Genomic DNA, 24,106 nt, shown 5'->3' on the forward strand with positions numbered 1-24,106 from the left:
ATTCTGTATTTTTCAATAAAACCAAATTTTACTATCGAAAATAAACTATGAAATATTCTCTACCTACATTCTTGTTTGCCTCAATGCTGAGTTTCAGTAGTTGGGCGCAACTCTCGGTTCAAAATTTAACGGTCGAAAACCTATCTATCCCAATTGGAATCGATAAAGCACAACCTCGATTTAGTTGGCAACTCAAGTCGGACAAAAAAAACGTCAAGCAAACAGCCTATGAAATTAGTGTTCGTTCTGGAAAGAAATTGGTCTGGTCAACAGGTAAGATTTCTTCCGAAAATTCGCTTCGGATACCTTATGGCGGTGCAAATTTAGCATCGGATAGTAAATACACTTGGCAAGTAAAAGTTTGGGATAACCAAGCAAAAGCTCCTGCCTTGGCAACCGCCAATTTCCAAACAGCATTGTTACGCCACGACGAATGGAAAGCTCAATGGATTAATTCTGGGATTGAGGGCGATTCTGTCAATGGGATTGTCCCACATTTAAGAAAAACCTTTGAGGTAAAAAAGCCCATTTCATCCGCAACGGTTTTTGTGACTTCCAGAGGTTTGTACGAAGCAAGTTTGAATGGTAAAAGAGTCGGAGACGCATTTCTGACGCCAGGCTGGACCAGTTATAACAAGCATTTGCAGTATCAAACCTATGACGTTACCAAACAATTGAGTACAGGAAAAAATGCCGTTGGCGTTACACTCGGTAGTGGTTGGTATAGAACGAAATTGGCTTGGGAGAATCATAAAAACCTATATGGCAAAGAGACCGCTTTGTTGTTTCAGTTACATATCACGTACGCCGATGGCTCAGAGGATTGGATTGTTTCTGATAATTCTTGGAAATCAACACCTAGTCATATTTTGTTTTCTGAAATATATGATGGCGAACGTCAGGATTTAAGAAAAGAAAGCAAGGGTTGGGATTTGGCAAATTTTGATGATTCTAAATGGCAAAATGTAAAAATCGCCTCATTTGCCACAGATTACCTGAATGCTTCCGTAAATGAACCTATTAAAAAGCATGAAACATTTAAGCCAATTAAAGTCCTAACTTCACCGAAAGGAGAAACGATTTTAGATTTTGGGCAAAATGTGGTGGGTTGGGTAAAATTCAACATTTCAGGGAAAGCAGGTCAAATGATTAAGCTATATCATGTCGAAATGTTGGATAAACATGGGGTTCCGTATTTTGAAAATCTACGTTCAGCCAAAGCTCAGGCTCATTATGTGTTGAGTGGCGAGCCGAATCAAACGATTGAGCCACATTTTACCTTTTTTGGATTTAGATATGTAAAAGTAGAAGGGTTAGAAGGTAAAATTAATCCCGAAGATTTTACGGCTGTTACCCTCTATTCTGACATGAAACCACTGGGTAGTTTTGAGTGCTCAAATCCAATGGTGAACCAATTACAAAAAAATATACAATGGGGACAAAAAGGCAATTTCTTGGATGTGCCAACGGATTGTCCGCAACGTGACGAACGTTTGGGATGGACAGGCGATGCGGAGGTATTTTCTAGAACGGCAGCATATAATTTTAATGTAAATCAATTTTTTGCTAAATGGCTTAAAGACGTAAGTGCTGACCAAGAGCCAGATGGTGCTATTCCGTTTGTGATTCCTAATGTGTTGGGCAAGGTAACGGGAGCTGCTGGTTGGTCAGACGCTGGCATCATTATTCCTTACAATATGTATGTGGTTTATGGCGATAAACAAATTTTACAGGACCAATACGCCAGCATGAAGGCGTATTTGACCCATGTGAGAGGTTTAGCAAAAAATGATCTTTGGAATATGGGATTTCAGTTTGCCGATTGGTTGTCGTACCGAGTAGATGATTCGAAAAGTACTATTGGACAAAAATCAGCCGTGACAGATGTGTATTTGGTGGCTCAATGTTTTTATGCGTATAATATTGAGTTGATGATTAAAGTAGCTAAGGTATTACAGAAAAATGAGGAGGTTGCAGACTATGAGGCCTTGTTGCAAAGAGTCAAAAAAGCATTTCAACAGGAATTTATGACGGCTTCAGGAAGATTGATTTCTGAAACACAAACCGCCTATATTTTGGCATTGCAGTTTGATATGCTCCCAGAATCGCTACGCCAAAATGCCGTAAACCGCCTTGTGGAAAACATCAAATCCTATGACTATCATCTAACCACAGGCTTTTTAGGAACGCCGTTTCTTAATCCAGTTTTGACACGTTATGGACAAAATGATGTAGCGTATAAACTTCTTTTACAGGATACCTATCCTTCGTGGTTATATCCTATCAAATCGCATGGTGCAACTACCATTTGGGAACGTTGGGATTCGATGAAACCAGATAGTACTTTCCAAGACCCAGGTATGACATCTTTCAATCATTATGCCTACGGTGCCGTTGGCGATTGGATGTATCGCACCATTGCAGGAATAGATACCAAAGAAGCAGATGGTGCAGGTTATAAAGCAAGTATTATTAAACCAGAACTTGGAGGAGGATTGACTTTTGCAAAAGGTAGTTATTTGACGCCTTATGGTAAAATTGCTTCCAACTGGAAAATAGAAGGGGATATCCTAGCCCTAGAAGTTGAAGTTCCAGCCAATACCGAATCAACAGTCTATTTCCCGACTTCGGATATAAGCTCTATAAAAAGCAACGGGGTAGCTTTGACTGATTTGAAGCAAGAGGGCAAATGGATTTCTAAAACCTTTGGTTCTGGAAAATATGCCTTCACGATGAAAATTAAATAATTAGGTGATTTGAAAATTTGGGGATTTGAAGATTTGAAAATGAGTGGATTTAGAAATGAGAAGATTTGGAAATGCATTAATCTACTTTTCTTACATCTCCCAATTCCCAAATTTTCAGATATCTTTAAATTTATTTTTACATTTTCAAATCTTCAAATCCCCCAAATTTTCAAATTATATTAAGTCTTTTGTTTCTTTTTCTTTGCGGCAGGAAACAATACGTTATTCAAAATCAATCGATAACCTGCTGAATTTGGATGCAAATTCAAATCAGTAGGTTCTTCGTTGACAAAGTGCTGATAGTCTTCAGGGTCGTGACCACCATAAAACGTCCAGAATCCTTTCAAGAAAGTCCCATGAATATAACGAGCTTCATTTAGGGATCGATTTTCCCCTAAAATTGTCACTTCTGGTTTAATCAATGATTTTTTGTACGAAGTAGTTTGTCCCATAAAACCATGAATAGTGGTTTCATGATTTTGTGTCAACATTGTGGGGATAGGATCCCATTTAGCTGAAAATTGGAATAGGTTAAAATAGTCATTATCCTCTCTAACTGGACGCTCATTGTTTGGATATGCCTCAATTGTCGAGAACTCAATGACTTGAGGATGATAGACCAATCCGAAGTTTTGAAATGCAAATGAATTAGCGTAATTCAATTTTTTGTCAGCATTGGGGTCATAGCCATCACCATCATAAAAAGCATCGACAATATCAAGCCCTTCCGCCGCTAAAGCAATATCATAAGTATCTGTAGCAGTACACATGGCAAACATATAGCCACCCCCAGCGACAAAATCTCTGATTTTTTTGACTACTCCCAATTTTAGCTGAGATACTTTATTAAAACCATATTTCGCCGCATTTTTCTTATCCTCACGCAATTGTGCCTGATACCAAGGTTGGCTACTCTGATTCCAGAATTTACCCATTTGACCTGTAAAATCTTCATGGTGTAAGTGCAACCAATCGTATTCTGGTAGTTTGTTATTTAGTACATCCTCATCAAAAATTAAATCATAAGGAATTTCTGCATAGGTCATCGCCAAAGTCACAGCATCGTCCCAAGGTTGTGCTGTTTTGGGAGAATAAACGGCAACTTTAGGAGGTTTTTGTAATTTTACCACATCCATATTCACATCAGGACTACTCAATTCGGTACGAATTTGAGCTGCATCTCCATCTGAAATAACCTCATAGCTAATACCTCGAATTACCAATTCATTTTCGAACTTTTGCGCTTGTTGAACCATAAAGGCACCACCACGATAATTTAATAACCATTCAACTTCTGTTTCGTGGTTTTTCAATACCCAATAGGCCAAGCCATAAGCTTTGAGGTGGTTTTTTTGGGTATCATCCATCGGAATTAGGATGTACGACGCCCATGCACGGGTGCAAAAAAGAAAAAATATGATAAACGGAAATATAAGGCGCTTCATTGGTTTGAGAATTTTGTCTGACAAGACCTAAATTTGTTACGTCATAAAACTATTATAGCCAAACTACTCCAGAGAAGTACTGAAAGCTACTAAGCGGATAAATACAATTGATATTTCAACGAAAATAATACCGTCGAATGTATATCTCTGCAAGGATTCCTTACTACAAATATAGTGCTAATCACCAAAGCACATAACATGATTCGTAAAGGAAGTTAATTTGCTCAGAACAATTCAAGTAGATAACGAAATGGTAAAGGATTGTTTTACAAAATTTTAGTTCAGGAAATAATAGTGACAAACCTTCATTATTGCACAAAACTTAAATTTCAATTATATGAACTTTATTGAAAATATACGAGAAGCCTTACGTTCTATCAAAGGTAATATGTTGAGAACGGTCCTAACAGCCCTTATTATTGCCATCGGTATTACCTCTTTAGTAGGTATTTTGACGGCCATCGACGGGATTCAAAGTTCTGTAGATAATAGCTTTTCAGGCTTGGGTGCCAACTCATTCGATATTCGCAATAGAGATGTTTTTAGAATTAGAAAAGAAGGTGAAAAAGAACGTAATTATCCACCAATCAACTATCGTCAGGCAAAAATGTATAAAGCATTGTTTGGAAAGCAGGCTATTATTGGGATGAAAACGAATGTTACGTTCAATGCTGAAATAAAACACGAATCGAAAAAAACGAATCCTAACTCCAGAATTATCGGTACCGACGAGAATTACTTGGATATGAAAGGTTATAAAATCGCTAGTGGTCGTGATTTTTCGAGTAGCGATTTGGAGCGCGCTGCCAATGTGTGTATCGTTGGGGTAGAGGTAATTAGTCAGCTTTTTGAAAAAAATATTAATCCCCTTAATCAAGAAATTACGATTTCTGGTGGAAAATTTAAAATTGTTGGTTTACTCGAGAAAAAAGGAAGTTTAATGGGAGGAGGCGACGACCGTGTGGTTTTTGTTCCTCTCGAAACAGGTCGTAAACTGTCGCAAGGACGTAGTTTGACATTTGATATTGTAACATCTGCGCCTAATATCAAAGATGTTGAAAATATTATGGAAGAAGCTCGTGGTGCCATGCGTATCGTTCGTCAGGATGAGTTAGGAAGAGAAGACTCATTTAGCATCGAGCGTTCTGATTCATTAGTGAAACAATCTGAGAGTATCACGGGCGTTTTGCGAATAGGAGGGTTTGGTATTGGGTTTATTACCTTGCTTGGTGCTGCAATTGCCCTGATGAACATTATGATGGTTTCGGTAACAGAGCGTACTAGAGAGATTGGTATCAGAAAATCATTGGGAGCTACCCCGAGAGTAATACGTTTACAATTTTTGATTGAGGCAATAGTGATATGTGTTTTGGGTGGCTTGGCAGGTTTGATTTTGGCTATCCCAATCGGAAACGTAATAGCCAGTGGTATCATGTCTGGAACATCAAGTTTTATTGTACCTTGGTTGTGGATGTTCCTAGGTATCGCAGTTTGTGTATTCGTCGGAATCCTTTCAGGTTTTTACCCAGCTAGTAAAGCCTCTAAATTAGATCCTATCGAATCTTTGAGATATGAATAAAATGAACCAGCCATACAAGCACTTTTTTGAAACGTGCATAAATGTAAAATTATTTAAAAAAATAATGAATTTATAAAGGCTATAGTAATCAGAAGATTATGGTAGATGTTATGAAAAAGTTTTATTTTTTTTAAATTTTGCGTTTGCACAGTAAATTTTAATCCTCTAAATTTGCATCACAATCACACAGAAAATGATGTGAATTGAGCCCAGATGGCGGAATTGGTAGACGCGTTGGTCTCAAACACCAATGCCTTCATTGGCATGCCGGTTCGACTCCGGCTCTGGGTACAAAACGGAACAAAGCAATTTGTTCCGTTTTTTTGTTTTAAGCCATTATGGTTTCAATTCTTTTCTAATTATCCCTTCTATTTCATTAGAATGCGTGATAATCATAAAGTGTCCACCTTCTTTTATCCAATACTTTCCATCCGTTAAAGTATCCATAGGTTGATGAAGTAAACGGTCTTTTGTGCCATGTAAATGGATAAACTTTGTATCCACTTCAGTATTCTTCCATTGTATGATTTGCTGTATTGCCCATATAAAAAAATCATAGTCAGTTTCTGCCAAGATTTGACTTAAAAGAGTTTTATCTTGTTCTCTTTTAATGCCAAATAACCAGAAAGTCACAGGATTCGCATTAAGAAAGAAGCTTCTGGGAAGTAACTTTATCAGTTGGCTCCAATCCCATAGTCGAAATAGCCACGGAATTTGTCTAAAACTAGAAGCAGAAGAAACTAATATGATTTTACTAACGGGGATATGTTTGGCAATTTCAATGGCTACCATACCTCCAAACGAAAGCCCAATAAGGATAGAGTTAGGTTCTATTCGAGCTGATAGTCGTTGAGCATAATGAGAAATATCCTCATTCTTAAAAAAAGGAATCCACTCAATTAATTGTGGATGATATTCTCTTAAATCAATGTTATTGAACACTCTACCATCAACTCCAAGTCCGCTGAGGAGGTAAATTTTTCTATTCTTCATGACCGTTTAATCAATTTAAACATTCTCTTTAAATCCAAAATAACATATCTCTCGTATCTAATATAAAACATACAAACTTTACTTTGTCTTACTAACAATGAGAAAATCAGTTATCATTTCATTGACAGCGCTAAGCCTGTCAGCGGGACTTTTTGTGTCCTCGTGTAAACAAACAGAAATGGAGTCTGCTCCTAAACCTGACGTCAATCTTTATCTTCTTGTTGACGGAACAAAACTAGCTAAAATCAATGCCATGCAGTCAGAAATGGCTACAGCAAATGTAACAATTACAGGTTTGATGTCGGGCGATGCGCTTACTTCTATTGATTTTCGTCCTGCAACTGGCGAATTGTATGGTGTAAGCACGATGAATCGCCTTTATGTCATCAACCAAGAAACTGGTACAGCAAGAGTGATCGGTACAACGGCCTTAAATCCAACCATCAGCGGAACTGCAGTTGGATTAGACTTTAATCCTACTGTCGATAGAATTCGTTTGGTAACCAACACAGGTCAGAACTTACGTATTCACCCTGAGACGGGTGCTGTTGCCGCTACAGACGGTGTTATTAATGGAGGAATGAGTCCAACGATTGAATCTGTAGCTTATACAGGAAATATGGCTGGTTCGAGTACGACCATTTTATATGACATCGATTCAAAAACAGATAAGTTGTACAAGCAAGATCCGCCTAACAATGGTACTTTAGTAGAAGTTGGGGCACTAGGAGTAGATATATCTGCTTCTGGCGGATTTGATATTAATCCTGACGGTACAAAAGCGTTAACAGCTGTAAAAGTAAACAATGTTTGGGAATTGCATCAAGTAGATTTGATGACAGGAAAACTCACTAAAATTGGGAATCTTCCTTCTGGTAATATTACGGGCTTGGCCATTCCAACTAACCCTGTAGCTTATGCAGTTGATGAGTCTAATAATTTAGTTATATTCAATCCAAGTAATATCGGAACGCCAGTGTCAAAAGCTATTACTGGTCTGCAAACTGGTGAGTCGATTTTAGGTATAGATTTTCGTCCTGTAAACGGTCAATTGTACGCACTTGGTAGCACTAGTAGATTATATGTGCTTAATACATCATCAGGGGTAGCAACTGTCGTAGGAACAGCACCGTTTGCTACGTTAATATCAGGTACATCTTTTGGTTTTGATTTTAACCCAACGGTAGACAGAATCAGATGTATAAGTAATACAGGTCAAAATTTGAGATTACATCCTGAAACAGGGGCGATTGCAGCATTAGACGGCGCTTTAAATCCTGGAACACCTGCAATTACAGCATCGGCTTATACCAATAACTTTGCTGGCGCTACCACAACAGTTTTGTATAACATCGATGTGAATACAGACAAACTGACCAAACAAGATCCACCAAACAACGGAACACAAGTAGAAGTAGGAGCTTTGGGAATCAATGTAGAATCATCTAGCGGTTTTGATATTGGCAGTAGAAGTGGCACAGCTTATGCAGCATTAAGAGTTGGTAGCACTTCGGCACTTTATACGATTAATCTTACGACGGGTGCTGCAACAAAAGTGGCAGATTTACCAGTGAATGTAAAAGCCTTTGCGTTAGGAACAGGTTTTTAATGATTAGGCCTTAGGCGGTCGGCATTGAGCTTTTGGCAAATTGTTTCCTTTATTTATTCAAAAACATATTTATAATTTTAGCTTACTGTATATAAGATAAAAAGGTGTTAGTGAAAACTAACACCTTTTTTTATGCCTTCTCATTTCATCTTTCTGCCCATTCCAAACCATTGGGTAATTCAGCATTGGCAAATTCTAAATGTATGACTTTTCTAGGTTGAAGATTGGTGGTTCGTTTGGAGCTGTGGAGTAGGAGGGGTTTCATCAGCATAACACCGCCTTTTTCTACAGGACAGACTTTTTCAGAAGTATTACTCCAATCAATCAGCTCTGGTCTCAAAATACATTTATTATGCGACTCGGGAATTATGTATAAAGCCCCATTTTCGGCAGAGGTATCATCCAAATGAATCCTCAGCGTAACTATCTGTTCTAAGATAGACAAAGGCGGTTGCACCTCAAAATTATCAGGTTTGATTGTCCATGGCCCAAAGCCTTCAGTCTCTATTTTTTGATTGACAGAAATAGTCAAGTCCTGATGATAAGCCACATACCAATTCGAATCAGCAGGTTTGTCGAAATAGATACTTTTGACAAGAAAATAATTTTCTCCAAGTAACTCAGCAAGAATAGATTTGAGTTTTGGACTAAAAACCATTGGATACACCTCAGGGACTTCTAGCAAAAATCGACGTATCGCAAATAAATTATTGGATCTCCTGAAGTTAGCTTTATCTTTTGTATTGATCTCAATCGTCTTTACTATATCTGAAATCTCCGCCTCAGAGTATATAGGAGGACAAAAAGCAAAGCCTTGTTTGTTGAGATCATCAAGTGTAGCTCTCATATTCATATGTTAAATAAATGTTTTTTATCTCTTCCAAAACATCATTTTCTGAAAAATAGACTTTTCGCTGTCTTCTTCATACCAGCATGAATTTGGGAGGGTTGGCCCTTTGCTGTATATCGGTAAATTTACTCCAAAATACGCATCAAATCCTTTGGGATTGCCCAAGTTCAATAATGAACCTAGGTTATCTGTACCTATGAATACTGGCCCAAGTCTTGTTGCTAAACCAAAACCAAATTTGCTGTAATTATCGAACAATACTAAAGGCATACTTACCTCTACCCATTTTCTTTCGTATCGTGGGGTAATACTTAGCAAGGAGGGTGTTCTTAGTCCTCTGGTTTTGCTAGTAGTTAAATTTTGAACCCAATACCCCGCCACATATACGTGAGGTTTTACTTGATAATCTGCGGTGACTTGCAAGGTAGCAGGCAAAATTGTCATGAACTGTTGCTCATTGTTACCAGGCCCTGCTCCTAATTTATTGTTGATTTGATTAAACAAGGCATCAAATCCGCGAGAGCCTCTAAAATCTTCTCTTGTAAAGGATGTATTATTAATGGATAAATCCCAGCTGTTAGCATAGAATTGGTTATTGTAATTGAGGTATCCAATATCGTTTAGCGATGCTCCAAACTTATATTTGTATTTGTTTTTGCTCGCATCGAGTTTTCGCCTTCCTTTTTCTCTATAAGTATATTTGCTTATATCAGGTCGGTACTCGTATACAAATCCAAGATCTAAGCCCCAGCCACCACCAGCTGCGTCTCCTCCCAACAACCAACCTAAGGAAGGACTTGCATTTTTCAAGGCATCTTCATCGGTGTAACCGTATTGAAGCTTCAGCGAATTAATCAGTAGGGTATTATTTACAGGGTTTCTAAAATCAGGTATAATTTGATAATTTGCTTCAGTAATGAGCGCATAAGCCGCATATATTCCCGCTAATCGTTTCGCCGTTACACCAACCTTGATATACTCCTCGTCGTTGTCAATCAACGTTTGTCCATAGGTTATTCCAACTTCTGCATAGCTATTAAGATTGACCATCATGTTTTTGAGGTCATACCCTGCGGTACTTGGTTGCACATTATCAATTCCATAGTACATGGCTTGTGCAAAATCACTATCTACATTGGTAGCGCTCATGCCTGCACGTACACGTGTTGTCAATGCTACAGAACGAGTTTCGTTGATTGTGTAAAGAGCCGAAGGGCCACGTGTGTCAGTAAGTGCGTATACAGACTCAAATGAGCCATTGGGGTTGGGAGTCAAATATTCATCTTTATAAACAATTACCCCTTTTGCATTACGATAAGTATCAGAAACGCTATTGGTAAACATTGATAAATACGAATAAGGCGCATTCCATCTAAAATAGCTATTGGTAGCAAATGCATCGTTGGCAGCAATATTCAAGTAAAACTTATATCGAGAATCTGTAACATTAGCAGGATTTACATAGATCGCATTTGTACCTGCATAGTTACTGTTGGCAATACCTAACCATTGTTGTGCTTGTGAGATAATTGGCAAGAAGCAAATACCTATTAGGGCAAGTAATCTTTTTAACATGTATTATAAAGCCTATGAGTTGTTTTAACGATTGATTTATGTATGGGTAACGAGTCGGTGTGAGAGGAATAAAGTATAATACTTATTTGTGGGTGCAAATGTAATAAGGTTGGTTTAATTTATTCGAAAGAGCTTCAATTCTATCGGACTGAATATTAAACTCTAAATATAGATTCATTATTGTATGATAATTTTATAAAGCCATTTTAGTTTCTTTTTGATAATTTAATTTTATTCTAACCCCTAATTCAAGACAAAATTCGTTAATTAGTCTGTTACTTTGCAAAACGTTTTGATTAAACGTTTAAATATTGGTACTTACTGTAGTAAAACCAAAGTTAAAACGAGTCGATTTCTAAATATGGTTTGTCTTGGATTAATCAAATAATGATTTGGGATAAATGAAGAGATTTTTTTTAGAGTCAAAAAATACTCGTAAAATTGTTGTATAATTTTAAGTGAGGTCTTGGATATTTCTAAGTATATTATTTTTGAAGTGAAAAAATTATATAAAAAATTGAAAAAATGATATAATTGATGCTTTTGCAACTGTTTGCGCTATTTTTTTGCGAAAATGATTCGAAACCTCGTTTTTAAGCAATAAATTTGCAGTGATTTGCATAAAAAGCAAATAATATTTGGGATTTAGCTTAACCGACTAAAAATAATAAATTGTCTATATGAAAAGAGTCGCAGTATTTACCTCTGGGGGTGATGCTCCGGGTATGAATGCTTGTATTAGAGCGGTTGTACGTGGGGGTTTACATTATGGCCTTGAGATGTTCGGTATTATCCGAGGCTACAACGGAATGATCAAAGGTGATATCATTCCTCTTAATTCTCAATCAGTAAGTAACATCGTTCAACGTGGTGGTACTATCCTGAAATCAGCTCGTTCAAAAGAGTTTATGACTCCCGAAGGTCGTAAAAAAGGCTATGATCAGCTAAAAGCACATGGTATCGATGGCCTTATTGCTATTGGTGGTAACGGTACTTTTACAGGAGCTGAGATTTTCTTTAACGAATTCCAAATTCCAACGGTTGGAGCACCAGGAACCATCGATAACGATTTGTATGGTACTGATTACACCATTGGTTTTGATACTGCTGTAAATACAGCTTTGGATGCCATCGACAAAATCCGTGATACAGCTGATTCGCATGATCGTATCTTCTTTATCGAAGTAATGGGTCGTGACTCTGGTTATATCGCTATGCAGTCTGGTATTTCTGGTGGTGCCGAGTCTATCTTGATTCCTGAAGAAAGACAAACGGTAGAGGATGTGGTATCTGTTTTGAAAGCTGGTTTTGATAGAAAGAAATCTTCTTCTATTGTAATTGTAGCAGAGGGTGACGAGGAAGGTCATGCTGCTGAGGTTGCAGAAAAAATTAAAGCAACTATCGACGTACCTGTAGATATCCGTGTTACCAACTTAGGTCACATCCAACGTGGTGGTAGTCCAACTGCTTATGACCGTATTTTGTCAAGTCGTTTGGGTCTTGGTGCATTAGAAGGATTGTTGAATGGACAGAAAAATGTAATGGCTGGTATCGTAAATGATGAGTTGATTTACACACCATTCCACGACACTATTACCAAGAAAAAATTAATCAATAGTGATTTGTTGAGAATGGCATCGATTCTTCGATAAGATTCTAAATCAAAAACTAGAGCTCATGGCATTGTGCCAAAGCTCTAGCCATGCAATACTGAAATAAGGTTTTACAGATTTTCTGTAAAATAAAATTTTTCGGGTGAAGAGTGGTAGTGAGTTTTTTCACTATATACTTTTCACTCAAAAGATGAGTGTTACCGCATTCTGTCCTATCTTTTAGCAATATCCCATTGCCCTATAAACGCAATACCCAATTATTTCGTGGATTAACTGATAAGCCTCAGCTAAGGCTTGTTCACTCGGCATAATAAGTGTATCGGGTGTATATCCCATGTCTAGTGCTCGTATGGCACAACTGTATAAAGTGGTATTCAGACCAGCTTTTTGAAAACAACCTATTGCTCTTCGTCCATGAAAGGCGGAGGTAAATAGTACACTTGTTTTGAGTTGAGGAAAATTATGTAAAATTTGAGCACAATAAAGGGCATTTTCTCTCGTATTACGTGCTCTAGTCTCTAAGAGAATATCCTCGGGTTTTACACCTAATTCTATTAAAATCTGTTGTGTTTTAGCAGTTTCAGAATCATTTTCATTGTTCAATGGATTGATGCTGACATCGCCGCCCGAAATAATAATCTTTTTCAATAGCCCTCTTTTATACATTCTCAAAGGTTGAAGAAATCTATCAGCAGTTTTTCCTGAAAAAATTTGTTCACGATTACACTCACGATTCATCATCATGCCTCCCGAAATAATAATTCCAACATCATATCGTTGAGCGAATGGACTTGTTGGAGGAGGCGTTTCCCATAAATGATATCCCCAATTGACAATTGTACTGTTTCCTAATAGTAGCAGGATTCCCAAACTTGTGCAAAGTAGTATTTTCTTAAGCCTCAAAGATTTGGTGATAATGCCCCAAATAAGCGTTATCGTAATCAAACTGATAGGCATGAATATGTAAAACAAGAGTTTGGAAAGGATAAAAAACATTGTTTGGTAGGGATAAATATGTCTTACAGATAAATTTGAAAGTATTTGATAGGCTTCCTATTCATCTGAAAGGAAGTTTAGATAAATTTGTAAATTCGAATCTAAAATAGAGGAAATAATCAAGTGTTTTTGGCATATTACAGAATTTCACTTGGTTTACTTTGATAATATTATTCATAATAGCGTTTGACATTAGGCTTTCAGGTATCGGCTAACGGCGCTGGGCTTTTGTAAAAAGCATGTCTTTGGCTATTAAAAAAAGTTTAAAATTCTTTGTCTAGTGCCTACTTAATCTTACTTTACACTATTACTTAGCAGGACTGTAACTCCCCATTTACTATTCCTGTGTAAGAGTTCGATGAACAGAATTTAGATAAAAATTACACTTGGCTCGATATACAATATTAACTTACATAAATTGTTATTTCAATCTTACTTACATAAAATGAAGCATTATTCTAAACAAATTTTTCTATTCCTTCTTGTCCTATTGTTCGGTTCACAAAGCTTTGCCCAAACACCAAGCAGTTTTTCAATCAAAGGAAAAATTAATGGTATTAAAGACACAACTGTCTTTCTTGCGCATTATTTTGGGTACAACCAACAAGTCATAAAAGATACTGCAAAAGTAGATAGTTACGGACAATTTCATTTTAAAGGCACTAAAGAATTACCAGAAGGTTTGTATTTGATTGCTTTACCCAAAGGCAAATACTTGGACGTGGTGATTGGTAATACCAATTTTTCTTTTGAAACAGATACGACCAATCTAATTGGAAAAATGAAAGTAACTGGCTCGAAAGAAAATGAATTATTTTTTGGCTTTCAACAAGAAATGTCTTCTAAGTTTGAAAAGCTTAAGCAATTAGATGCTATGCGTCGCCAAAAGAAAGATGCTGGTTCTGAGGCAGCATTCAAAAAACAGCAAACTGACATAGAGTCGTTTCAGAAGACTTGGTTAGAACAAAATAAAGGTTCATTTGTAGTCAAATTGATTAAAGCTGCGCAAGAACCAGAAGTTCCAGCCTATGGCAAACCTATAGTTACTAAAGCTGACTCGTCGGCAATGTATCAGTTTCAGTTCTCTTATTATAAGTCACATTTCTGGGACAACTTCGACTTGGGTGATGAGCGCTTGATGAGAACGCCATTTTATCAGAAAAAATTAGAAAGATATTTTGAGGACTTGACGGTTCAACAATCAGATTCAATTTCACTTGAGGCTGATAAAATTTTATCAAAAGTAAAAGGAAGAGATATTCGTCGCTACACGATATATAAAATCACTAGTTCGTACGAAAACCCTAAAATTTTGGGTGTAGATGGCGCTTTTGTTCACATGGCTGAAAAATACTACATTGGCGAGCCAGCACTTTGGGATACAAGTACAGTGCGCAAAATGAAAGAAAGAATTGCGATTGTAAAACCTTTATTAAATGGCAAGCCTTTTCCTGATATGTATTTGACAGATACCCTCGGAAGAGAAATTGATATTCGTCGTATTCCTGCTGATTATACTGTGGTTTTTATTTACGACCCTGAGTGTAGCCATTGTAGAGAATCCGCTCCTAAATTGGCAAAAATGTATCCTGCCCTTAAACAGAAAAATGTTAGAGTATTAGCCGCATCTATTGATCGTAGTGCTTCCAAATGGAAGAAGTTTATCAAAGAGTTTAAGTTTGAATCGATGATTAATGGGATAGATATTCATAAAAACCCTCAAACGGGCAAAGAAGAATACTATACCGATTTTAAAAATCTTTTTGATGTGTACGCTACTCCAGTGATTTATGTGCTGGACAAAGACAAAAAAATTATAGCCAAGCGACTACCACTTGAACAAATTGAAGATTTTATAGATTTCCATAAAAAACAAAATATTAAAAAATAATTCGAATGGCACAGCCTACCAAGCTGTGCCATTTGTTATTTTTGGATGCTGTAGTATTAGCCCTCCGTTTCAACCATACTTATCACTAGTTTTATGAAATATTTTTACCTACTAACCATTTCATTCGTTTGTTTATCTAGCCAGCTTTTTGCCCAATTTCGCATTGAAGCAAAATTTAAAAACCTTCGAGACTCTGTTTGCTATTTGACGTACTATTACGAAGATGTAAACTATGTTCAAGATTCTGCGAAAGTAAATGCCAATGGAGTAGTGGTATTTCAGGCAAAACAAAACCTAGAACCTGGGCTATATAACCTAATGATTGGAGGTTGGAAAAGTATTGATATTCTGGTTGTGGAGCAGCAATTTTCGTTTGAAGCAGATGCCAAAGACCTAGTTAATACCATTAAGTTTACAGGGTCGAGAGAAAATGACTTGTTTTATAGCTACCAACAGAAAATTGTCAGAGAAGGCGCTAAAATAGCATTGTTAGAAACTAAAACAGATTCGGTTTCTATCAATAAAAAGTACGCAATACAATATGAGTTAGAGCAGTATCGTAAAAAGTTTGTTACGGCATTTGCAGGTACATTTGCGTCAAAGCTCATCAAAGCGACCATGCCAATGGATTTGCCACAAGCACCTAAATTATCCAATGGACAAGAAGACCCGCTTTGGTCTAATAAGTTTTTCGTCAATCATTTCTTCGATAATTTTGATTTGACCGACGACCGAATGATTCGCACGCCTTATATCCATCAAAATGTGGCAAGCTATTTTGAGCCTCTTACCTTTTTGCCAATTGATTCTTTGATCATTCTATCCAATAAGATTATTGAAAAAGCTGGGCGAAATACCGCTATGCGGAAATATTTGATTACAAAAACAACAGGTTTTTTCGAGACAAGCAAAACCATGGGGCATGATGCAGTTTTTGTATATATGATGAAAAAGTACTATCTGCAAGAACCTCAATTATGGGATGAAAACACTATCAAATTAGTAAAACAAAGAGTGTTTTATCTAGAAAAGCTTTTGATAGGCAGTAAAATACCTGATGTGAAATTGACTGATTTGGCAGGCAAGGAACAGACTTTACACGCTCAAAAAGCAGATTGTACCATATTATATATTTACGCAGCTGATTGCGGTCATTGTAAGAATTTTACCCCACAATTAGTGCAATTACATAGAAGATACGCCGATAAAGGCTTGCAGGTTTTTGCTCCAATTTTTGGTAATGATTTGGATACGTGGGGAGAATTTATCAAACATTATCAAACCCAAGATTTTGTCAATGTGATTGATCAGACAGGGAATGTCAACTTTTTCCAAGAGTTTGATGCTCAATATACTCCAACAATTTATATTTTGGATAAAGAGAAAAGAATTGTCGGCAAAGGAAATCTAGCGATTGAAGATATGGAACAAATTGTAGTGAGATACTTAGGAAAGTGAATATGAATTATACCGAATTTTTGAATTTAGATTATTCTCCAAATTTTTATCAAAAAAAGCGATCGAAAACTGTTTTCTGACCGCTTTTTTGATATTTCTATGTTATAACCAATTAGGTCTAAGATGCAAAACATTGCTTCTCTACAGCTAGAATACAGATTGATAAAAGAATCACTCATTCACTCAATTAAGAATGATTCCTATTTTTACCTCATTTTGGCTCGTTTAACCAAATATGCTGAAAGGATTTGCTCAAAGCCCTGAGCTATATCCGCTTCAATAAAATCAATTTTATATTGCCCACAACGAAGCTTTAAGTCATGATAAAAACTTTGTAATACTCTTTGATAATCATCTTTTACTTGTGCGGGATTCAGCTTAATCTTTTCGTTTGTTTCTAAGTCAATAAACTCATAAGGACGATCTTCAAAAGCGAAATCGGACTCGGTTTTTTTGTCCGTAACATGAAAAATCAATACCTCATGCATATTATGTTTGAGGTGTTGTAGCGCTGAAAACAGCTTTTCTGATTCGGTAATATTGTCAAACATATCACTAAACAAGATTACCAGAGAACGACGATGGATTTTCTCTGCAATTTCATGAATCACAGAGGCGACTCCTGTACTTTTTGAAGCGTCAGGCTTTTGCATCAACTCCTGTAAATCCAAAAGTATCTTGTGGATATGCGTTGGTGTTGATTTTATAGGAGTTTGAATCTCTACTTTATCCGAAAAAGTTGTTAAGCTAACAGCATCTTTTTGTTTTTGAAGCATATATGCCAGTGCCCCTGCAGCCATAATAGAAAAAGTAATTTTGCCATAACCAGGAGCAGGATAGTACATCGAGGAAGAGGTATCTATGAGCAAATGGCAACGTAAATTAGTTTCCTCTTCATAGCGCTTGGTATAAATACGGTCGGTTTTGGCATAAACTTTCCAATCAATATGTCGCGTACTTTCGCCAGTATTGTATAATCTATGTTCGGCAAATTCTACCGAAAAGCCATGAAATGGAGACTTATGTAGACCTGTAATAAACCCCTCAACCATTTGTTTGGCCAAGAATTCAATATTTCCGTATTCTCTGATTTTCGCTAAATCCATAATTTTGTTGTATAGAAGGCAGTAGTCTAATATTGTGCCAATTTACAAACTTTCTTGGTCTGGCATATGTCTTTGCAAGAAAAGTCTAAAAGGCTGCATAAAAAAGATAAAAGTTAAGAATTATCCTTTAACGCCCCAATTCTAAAAAAAGTTTAATAAAGACAAAAATCATTATCTTTAAAATTTACAATTTTTATTCTCCCCAAAACCTGTAAGTCAAGATAGGTTTTATTAGTAGACTGTCGCCTCAATGCCAAGTGCTAAACGTACAAAATGCTATCGAAATTGTTTAAAAGACTGTGATAAATGTCTGAACCTTCCTATTTTGAGTATCGACTATTTTGGCTTATTTTTTTGTTCAGCTTTCCTGTTTCTGGCTAATTTTCGTAGATAAGAGTTTACCTTCAAACGCCTTTTTTTGAGATGAGGATATTTACGTTTATGCCAATTTTTTCGCAAACGGTAGTACTTAGTATGCTGTAAAATAGGTTTTTGATAGTATTTGGATTCTAACCTAGGAGTGGCAACTACGCGCAAAGAGTCATATGATTCGAGCATGATATCTCCATCAAAACCTACAACTTTCAGCCTTACATTAGTCAAACCATCCTTTCTCATTTTGAGCCACTTAGCTGGGTTCTCAGTGAGGTCAATTATACGACCAGGTTTGTAAGGTCCACGATCGTTGATACGTACAATAACGAAGCGTTTGTTGGCAAGATTGGTTACTTCCAACATGGTTCCGAAGGGCAGGGTCATATGCGCTGCTGTGTATTGATTTTCTTTCAAAATCTCACCAGTAGACGTGGGCTTGTTATAAAAGCTATTGGCATAAAAAGAGGCAATTCCATACGATTCGTCGCCTAGTTTTTGTGCACTTGCAGTGGAGGCTACAGTTAGAATCAACGAAATCTTGAGAATTCCAAAGTGTTGTTTCTTCATTGTAAGTGATTAGTATATACTTGATGAATGTGCGAGAAAGAGTTTGTTATTACTAGAAAAAGGCACTATTTACAAATCTATGCTTTTTGGAATCAAAATAAAAATATTTATTGGTTTTGTTATATTTTTATTGATAAATATTTAGTTTAAAAGTCCAAAATGCAAATTTTATTTTATTCGATTTTTTTGTTAGAATCAATAAAATTTTTACTTTTACCAATCCATAAACCCTAAATTTTAATAGTACAGTGGAAGAAAGAGAAAGAGAAGAATTGTTTTCAAAACGCATTAGAGCGGGGAAAAGGACGTATTTCTTCGATGTGAAATCAACTCGCTCAAACGACTATTACATTACCATCACTGAAAGTCGTCGCTACCAAAAAGATGATGGCTTTGCTTACGAAAAACACAAGATGTTCTTGTACAAAGAGGACTTCGATAAGTTTTTGGAAGGCTTAAGAGAAGCCGTTGATCATGTGAAGCATGAACTGTTACCAGATGTAGATTTTTCACAATTCAACCGTGAAGAAGACGAAGGTTTTGGTAGTGAACTAAAGTGGGAGTAGGCAGAAAATTGAATGCTAGGTCAAGTTTATTCTAGTGTACTCAAGCTATGATGAATCGTAAGAGAGCAGCTCTATGTAAGACGCTGTACTTGCTACACTATTGACCTTTTCTACTTAGTATGCTCTCTAAAAAGACTTAGCCTCTGATTTTTCAGAGGCTTTTTGTTGTTACAGGAATATTCATGTAACTTTGCACCTCCAAAATCAAAGAATTTAAAACGCCAAGATGAATTTGTTTCGCTTGGCCCTATCAATAACAAAACTTCAATGGGTTTAAAATGCGGTATCGTAGGTTTGCCGAACGTCGGAAAATCTACTTTGTTTAGTGCAATTTCTTCTAATAAAGCCGAAGCGGCCAACTATCCTTTCTGTACCATCGAGCCCAACGTAGGTGTTGTGACTGTTCCTGATGAACGTCTTCAAATTCTCGAGCAATTGGTAAACCCACAACGTGTGTTGCCAACAGTAATCGAATTTGTAGATATTGCAGGTTTGGTAAAGGGTGCTTCTCAAGGTGCTGGTTTGGGTAACAAATTTTTGGCAAATATCCGTGAGGTTGATGCTATTATTCACGTAGTGCGTTGTTTCAACGACGACAATATCGTACACGTTGAGGGTCGTGTTAGCCCAGTTTCTGATAAAGAAATTATTGACCTAGAGCTTCAATTGAAAGATCTTGAGTCAGTAGATAAAAAATTGCAAAAATTTGAACGTGCTGCCAAAGCTGGTGATGCCAAAGCAAGACAAATTGTTGGGGCTTTGAGCCAATACAAGTCGACTTTGGAAATGGGTAAATCAGCAAGAACGGTTCAAGATATAGACGCTGATTTGAAAGAAGAGGCTATCGGTGATTTGTTCTTGTTGACTGACAAACCTGTTATTTATGTAGCAAACGTTGATGAGACTTCGATTCAATCTGGAACAAACGAATACGTGGAGGAATTGAAAGCAGCAGTTGCTGACGAAAATGCTCAAGTTATTGTTATTTGTGCATCAGTTGAGTCTCAAATCTCTGAAATTGAGGATTTGGACGAACGTCAAATGTTCTTGGAAGAATATGGCTTGAAAGAATCGGGTCTTTCTCAATTGATTCGTGCTTCTTATGCTTTGTTGAACTTGATTACTTATTTCACCGCTGGTGTGAAAGAAGTTCGTGCTTGGACTATCCAAAAAGGATGGAAAGCTCCTGCTGCAGCAGGTGTAATTCACACCGACTTTGAACGTGGCTTTATTCGTGCCGAGGTAATTAAATTGACTGATTATCAGCAATATAAGTCTGAAGCTGCTTGTAAAGAAGCGGGTAAAATGAGCGTAGAAGGTAAAGAATATGTAGTTGCTGATGGTGACATTATGCACTTCCGTTTCAACGTGTAGATAATAGAAAGTTAATAGTAAATCAGTTATTTGAGTACTCAAAATTAGAAGGCAATTGCTGCAGAGATCTTAATTCCTGCTACTGAGTATAAAATATTGACTAATAAAAAATGACGACTCTCAAAAGCCGTCATTTTTTATTAGTCAAGCTGTATAAACTTTTCAAAAAGCAGTTTTTGGGATTCATTCTTAGCCTTACTTTTTGTCTTGAAACAAAAAGTAACAAAAAATTCAAGAATTTATAAACTCGCTTCGCTCAAACAGTATAAATTCATTGCTGACGCAAGCAATTCTACAAAAGTTTAAACAGCTTCAGTAGTGAAATTTCTCAGATTTACATCTTCAATACACTCATTTCTACACGTCTGTTTACTTTACGTTGCTCTTCAGTTCCACTTTTGATAATAGGTTTTGAACTACCGTAACCAATCGTTTGGATGCGAGTTGGCGCTATTCCTTTTTTGACCAAATAATTTTTACAAGATTCAACTCTTTCTTCCGAAAGTTCCTGATTGGCTTCGGGGTCACCAACGACATCAGTATGCCCTTCGAGTCTGATTTCCATTTGTGGAAAATCTTTCATCATGGTTACTACCTTGTCGAGTTCTATAAAAGAGGCTGGTAATAAATCTGATTTTGATAGTTCGAAATTGATATTCTGTAAGGTGATTTTATCACCTACAGCCAGTGGATTTAAGTAAATATCTTTATTCAATTTGCCATTAACCGCCAATTTACTCAAATCAATAGTTTCTGTAAATGTAGCATAACCTCTCGCATAGGCAGTAATCACAAAGGATTGATTAGCAGTTAGATTAGAGCGATAAATTCCTGTGCTGACAAAACTTTGGGTAGAGTCTACTTTTTTATTGGTGTTAGTTTGGACAAAATTAATAGTTGCACTCACTGCTTTCTTCGTTTTGGCATCACGTACAATTCCCATCACCAAAATGGTATTAGCTTCAGTTGGTTTTGTACTATTGTCTACTTCACCCACTTTTCCAGATTTCGGTTTTTTAGTAGGGGTATCATTTGAGCCACTTGGTGCTGGAATGGATGGTGTATTCGAAGGGTAACTAGGTGTGTTATTCGGATACGTTGGAGTATTATTGGGATAGGTTTGGGTATTGTTGGGTTGTTGAGGATAATTCTGTGAAGTCGCAGGATTACTCACGCGAATATTGTACGAGTTCCAACATTCTGTACCATTGCTATCCTCGCACTCAAACAAGTCAAAAATTTCAATCCCAGGGTTTAGTCTTTCATAATAAACACTAAAATTCACTTCTTGCTGCGCCGAAACCTGTGTCATTTGAGGAGCAATTGTAATACCTTCAGATTTGATAAAGCGAAAAGATCTGCCATTAGAAGCTAATAATCGTGACTCAGCACTAATCGCAATTGGGATAGTACTCACCCGACCTGTTTGTGGGTCGCGTGTAGTTGGGTCTGAGTTTCTGAAGCTCATATCCAAAATGGTATATTGATTGGTCAGACGAACATTGTTGATTCGGATACTCGTATTTGACTTTTGGGGTGTTGGTGTTTGAGTTGGATATTGATTGCCACCACTATTTCCACTATCTGTACCTCCATATGCTCCGCTTGGTTGCATGCTAATACAACTTTGGAAAAATGGAACAAATCCTAAAATAATGAGAAGTTTTTTCATAAGACGGATATGATTATTGATTGAGTTTGGACTTAATAAATAATGGGTTTTGGATCTATGGGTTATAAAATTTAAGTATTTGGCGTTCAGCTTTCAGCTATTGGCTTTCGTTAAAATATTTTTTATGGATTGGTATGAGCTTTTACCTAACACCAACGGCTTATAGCCTAAAGTATATTAATTCGGATTGAGTGTAGAGTTTTGAGATAGAAAATTTTATACTAAAAAATCGCAATTATGTACTAATTCTTACCTTGATTTGATGAGCGAATATCCTACCAAACTATCTGCTCGTCCACCTATAGATTGGTGATATACAAAGATTTCGTACGAGTTTTCAGTTTGTGAATGACTACCTTCAATATCACGTTCGTTCACAGTTCCTTTATTGTCTACGGTAATATACTGAAAATTATAGATACCTTGTTTGAGTTGAATAAAGGCTTCGTAGGAGCTACTTTCGGGGACATAGTGCATTTGGTTGCTTTCATTGAGCTTCCAATCATTGTATGCACCCAAAATATATACTTTTTTATTGATTAATGAATCAGTTTTTAACTGAAAACTAACCCGAACATAGTCTGCATCGGTGGAACCTCTATTGGTTTCGTAATTATCAATCACAAACATTCCATCAAAGTCTTTCGTGTCTACATATGCCAATCCGTTTTGAGGCTTGTCGGTAAAAAGCTCAAAGACATTTTCTCTATCTCCATAAGAAATATGCGAAATTCCAACCAACTTTTGTTGTGAACTTCGAATGTCAAATAAGCGAAATTCGTTGATGCCTTCAATGCTATTTTCGCCATCAAAAAACTGATAATCTAGTTTTCTATTAAAATTATCAATCATAAAAGGCTGAAGATTTTTGATGGTTTTATTGTCTCGGAAGTTTTGACGAATAATTATTTTTAAGTCATTCTTAGGATCAAGAATTTCGTATCCTGAATAATTAATCGCAAAATTGACCTGCTGGTGCGTACGACGTTTGTCGGGAACATTCGAAAAGACGATTTTTCCACCTACACTTACACGACTATCATACACTTGAAATCTTCTGGATAGAACTATATCTTTCTCATTCCGATTTTTGTAAACCATCACGATAAAATTGCCCGAAACACGTACTTTAGGCAATACCAAACTAAAGTGATTATATTGGATTTTGGTAGCAAAAGAGTTGTAGTAATCATAAATCGGAATATCATTGTATTCAGAAAGATATTCGATTTCATTCAGTGATGATGGTTGCCAGTCGGCATTACAATGAAAGATTTTAACTCGAAAATTTTGCACTGCTGGGTTCAAACAATCAAATTCTAGTTTAAGATTTTGATTATTGTTAAGACCAATTACGGGCGGATTCAAGGTTGCCTGTACGTTATTTGTACCGTCAAGAGGGTAGAGGAGCGGCGTTTTGATATAAGGCTCATAAATCTGATTATCATAAATCAACGTTTTGCCTTTTTGAGCAAATACCGCAAAACTTATTAAAAGCAATAAGCCTGTTTTTAGTAAGTTTTTACCAAAAACAGGCTTCATAGATAAGATCATATTGGACATAGATAAACGGAGTATTGGTAAATTTAGTAGCGTACGCGAATTATTAAACAATTTCGGATTTGGGATTTCTGATTTCGGAAATGAAATACCAATGTTTTTTACAAAATAAAGTAAGTTACACTTCCGA

General features: G+C 36.6%; 17 protein-coding genes and 1 tRNA gene. 9 read left to right on the forward strand and 9 right to left on the reverse strand.

Annotation, left to right across the window (positions count from 1 at the left end; translation table 11 throughout):
- Nucleotides 1-47 precede the first annotated feature (47 nt).
- Nucleotides 48-2,747, forward strand: coding sequence for a glycoside hydrolase family 78 protein (locus tag QM524_RS00405; protein WP_283342989.1), 2,700 nt, complete (start codon nt 48-50; stop codon nt 2,745-2,747).
- 179 nt (nt 2,748-2,926) lie between these two features.
- Here QM524_RS00405 and QM524_RS00410 read toward each other — a convergent pair whose 3' ends face one another.
- A complete protein-coding gene (locus QM524_RS00410) occupies nt 2,927-4,192 on the reverse strand; it encodes an asparagine synthetase B (RefSeq protein ID WP_166577556.1) in 1,266 nt (421 codons plus the stop codon).
- A gap of 337 nt (nt 4,193-4,529) precedes the next feature.
- Here QM524_RS00410 and QM524_RS00415 point away from each other — a divergent pair, with 337 nt between their 5' ends.
- On the forward strand, nt 4,530-5,771 hold the full coding sequence (locus tag QM524_RS00415) for an ABC transporter permease (RefSeq protein WP_095163144.1): 1,242 nt from the start codon (nt 4,530-4,532) through the stop codon (nt 5,769-5,771).
- A 207-nt stretch (nt 5,772-5,978) separates the two neighbouring features.
- A tRNA-Leu gene (locus QM524_RS00420) sits at nt 5,979-6,062 on the forward strand.
- A gap of 45 nt (nt 6,063-6,107) precedes the next feature.
- Here the strand turns inward: QM524_RS00420 and QM524_RS00425 are convergent.
- Entirely contained in the window at nt 6,108-6,764 is a 657-nt protein-coding gene (locus QM524_RS00425; protein WP_283342990.1) for an alpha/beta hydrolase, read from the reverse strand.
- 97 nt (nt 6,765-6,861) lie between these two features.
- Here QM524_RS00425 and QM524_RS00430 point away from each other — a divergent pair, with 97 nt between their 5' ends.
- Nucleotides 6,862-8,373 carry a DUF4394 domain-containing protein gene (locus QM524_RS00430; RefSeq protein WP_283342991.1) on the forward strand — a complete coding sequence of 504 codons (1,512 nt, stop codon included), beginning with the start codon at nt 6,862-6,864 and terminating at the stop codon, nt 8,371-8,373.
- Between the two features lie 145 nt (nt 8,374-8,518).
- On the opposite strand, the gene QM524_RS00435 is transcribed toward QM524_RS00430, so the two are convergent.
- The gene (locus QM524_RS00435; protein ID WP_283342992.1) at nt 8,519-9,220 is read right to left on the reverse strand and encodes a phytanoyl-CoA dioxygenase family protein; all 702 of its coding nucleotides are present in this window, start codon (nt 9,218-9,220) and stop codon (nt 8,519-8,521) included.
- A 24-nt stretch (nt 9,221-9,244) separates the two neighbouring features.
- Nucleotides 9,245-10,798, reverse strand: a complete 1,554-nt coding sequence (locus QM524_RS00440; RefSeq protein ID WP_283342993.1) for a DUF5723 family protein — start codon at nt 10,796-10,798, stop codon at nt 9,245-9,247.
- 680 nt (nt 10,799-11,478) lie between these two features.
- On the opposite strand from QM524_RS00440, the gene pfkA reads away from it, so the two are divergent.
- Complete coding sequence (gene pfkA / locus QM524_RS00445; RefSeq protein ID WP_095163173.1) at nt 11,479-12,450, forward strand: 6-phosphofructokinase; 972 nt, start codon at nt 11,479-11,481, stop codon at nt 12,448-12,450.
- 180 nt (nt 12,451-12,630) lie between these two features.
- On the opposite strand, the gene QM524_RS00450 is transcribed toward pfkA, so the two are convergent.
- Entirely contained in the window at nt 12,631-13,407 is a 777-nt protein-coding gene (locus QM524_RS00450; protein ID WP_283342994.1) for a YdcF family protein, read from the reverse strand.
- Between the two features lie 445 nt (nt 13,408-13,852).
- On the opposite strand from QM524_RS00450, the gene QM524_RS00455 reads away from it, so the two are divergent.
- Together QM524_RS00455 and QM524_RS00460 are read left to right on the forward strand one after the other, a co-directional pair.
- Nucleotides 13,853-15,298, forward strand: a complete 1,446-nt coding sequence (locus tag QM524_RS00455) for a DUF4369 domain-containing protein (protein WP_283342995.1) — start codon at nt 13,853-13,855, stop codon at nt 15,296-15,298.
- Between the two features lie 93 nt (nt 15,299-15,391).
- A complete protein-coding gene (locus QM524_RS00460) occupies nt 15,392-16,756 on the forward strand; it encodes a TlpA family protein disulfide reductase (protein ID WP_283342996.1) in 1,365 nt (454 codons plus the stop codon).
- Nucleotides 16,757-16,962: 206 nt separating this feature from the next.
- On the opposite strand, the gene QM524_RS00465 is transcribed toward QM524_RS00460, so the two are convergent.
- Together QM524_RS00465 and QM524_RS00470 are read right to left on the reverse strand one after the other, a co-directional pair.
- On the reverse strand, nt 16,963-17,862 hold the full coding sequence (locus tag QM524_RS00465) for a DUF58 domain-containing protein (RefSeq protein WP_283342997.1): 900 nt from the start codon (nt 17,860-17,862) through the stop codon (nt 16,963-16,965).
- Between the two features lie 336 nt (nt 17,863-18,198).
- Nucleotides 18,199-18,804, reverse strand: coding sequence for a septal ring lytic transglycosylase RlpA family protein (locus tag QM524_RS00470; protein WP_095163184.1), 606 nt, complete (start codon nt 18,802-18,804; stop codon nt 18,199-18,201).
- Nucleotides 18,805-19,052: 248 nt separating this feature from the next.
- Here QM524_RS00470 and QM524_RS00475 point away from each other — a divergent pair, with 248 nt between their 5' ends.
- Both QM524_RS00475 and ychF read left to right on the forward strand, forming a co-directional pair.
- Nucleotides 19,053-19,370, forward strand: a complete 318-nt coding sequence (locus QM524_RS00475) for a DUF3276 family protein (protein ID WP_095163185.1) — start codon at nt 19,053-19,055, stop codon at nt 19,368-19,370.
- A gap of 267 nt (nt 19,371-19,637) precedes the next feature.
- Nucleotides 19,638-20,744 carry a redox-regulated ATPase YchF gene (gene ychF / locus QM524_RS00480; RefSeq protein ID WP_283342998.1) on the forward strand — a complete coding sequence of 369 codons (1,107 nt, stop codon included), beginning with the start codon at nt 19,638-19,640 and terminating at the stop codon, nt 20,742-20,744.
- 334 nt (nt 20,745-21,078) lie between these two features.
- Here the strand turns inward: ychF and QM524_RS00485 are convergent, their stop codons facing one another.
- The gene (locus QM524_RS00485; protein ID WP_283342999.1) at nt 21,079-22,416 is read right to left on the reverse strand and encodes an OmpA family protein; all 1,338 of its coding nucleotides are present in this window, start codon (nt 22,414-22,416) and stop codon (nt 21,079-21,081) included.
- Nucleotides 22,417-22,665: 249 nt separating this feature from the next.
- A complete protein-coding gene (locus QM524_RS00490) occupies nt 22,666-23,979 on the reverse strand; it encodes a type IX secretion system plug protein (RefSeq protein WP_283343000.1) in 1,314 nt (437 codons plus the stop codon).
- Nucleotides 23,980-24,106 lie beyond the last annotated feature (127 nt).

Origin of the sequence: Flectobacillus roseus (assembly GCF_030056595.1) — a bacterium.
In the GTDB taxonomy this organism is placed as follows: domain Bacteria; phylum Bacteroidota; class Bacteroidia; order Cytophagales; family Spirosomataceae; genus Flectobacillus; species Flectobacillus roseus.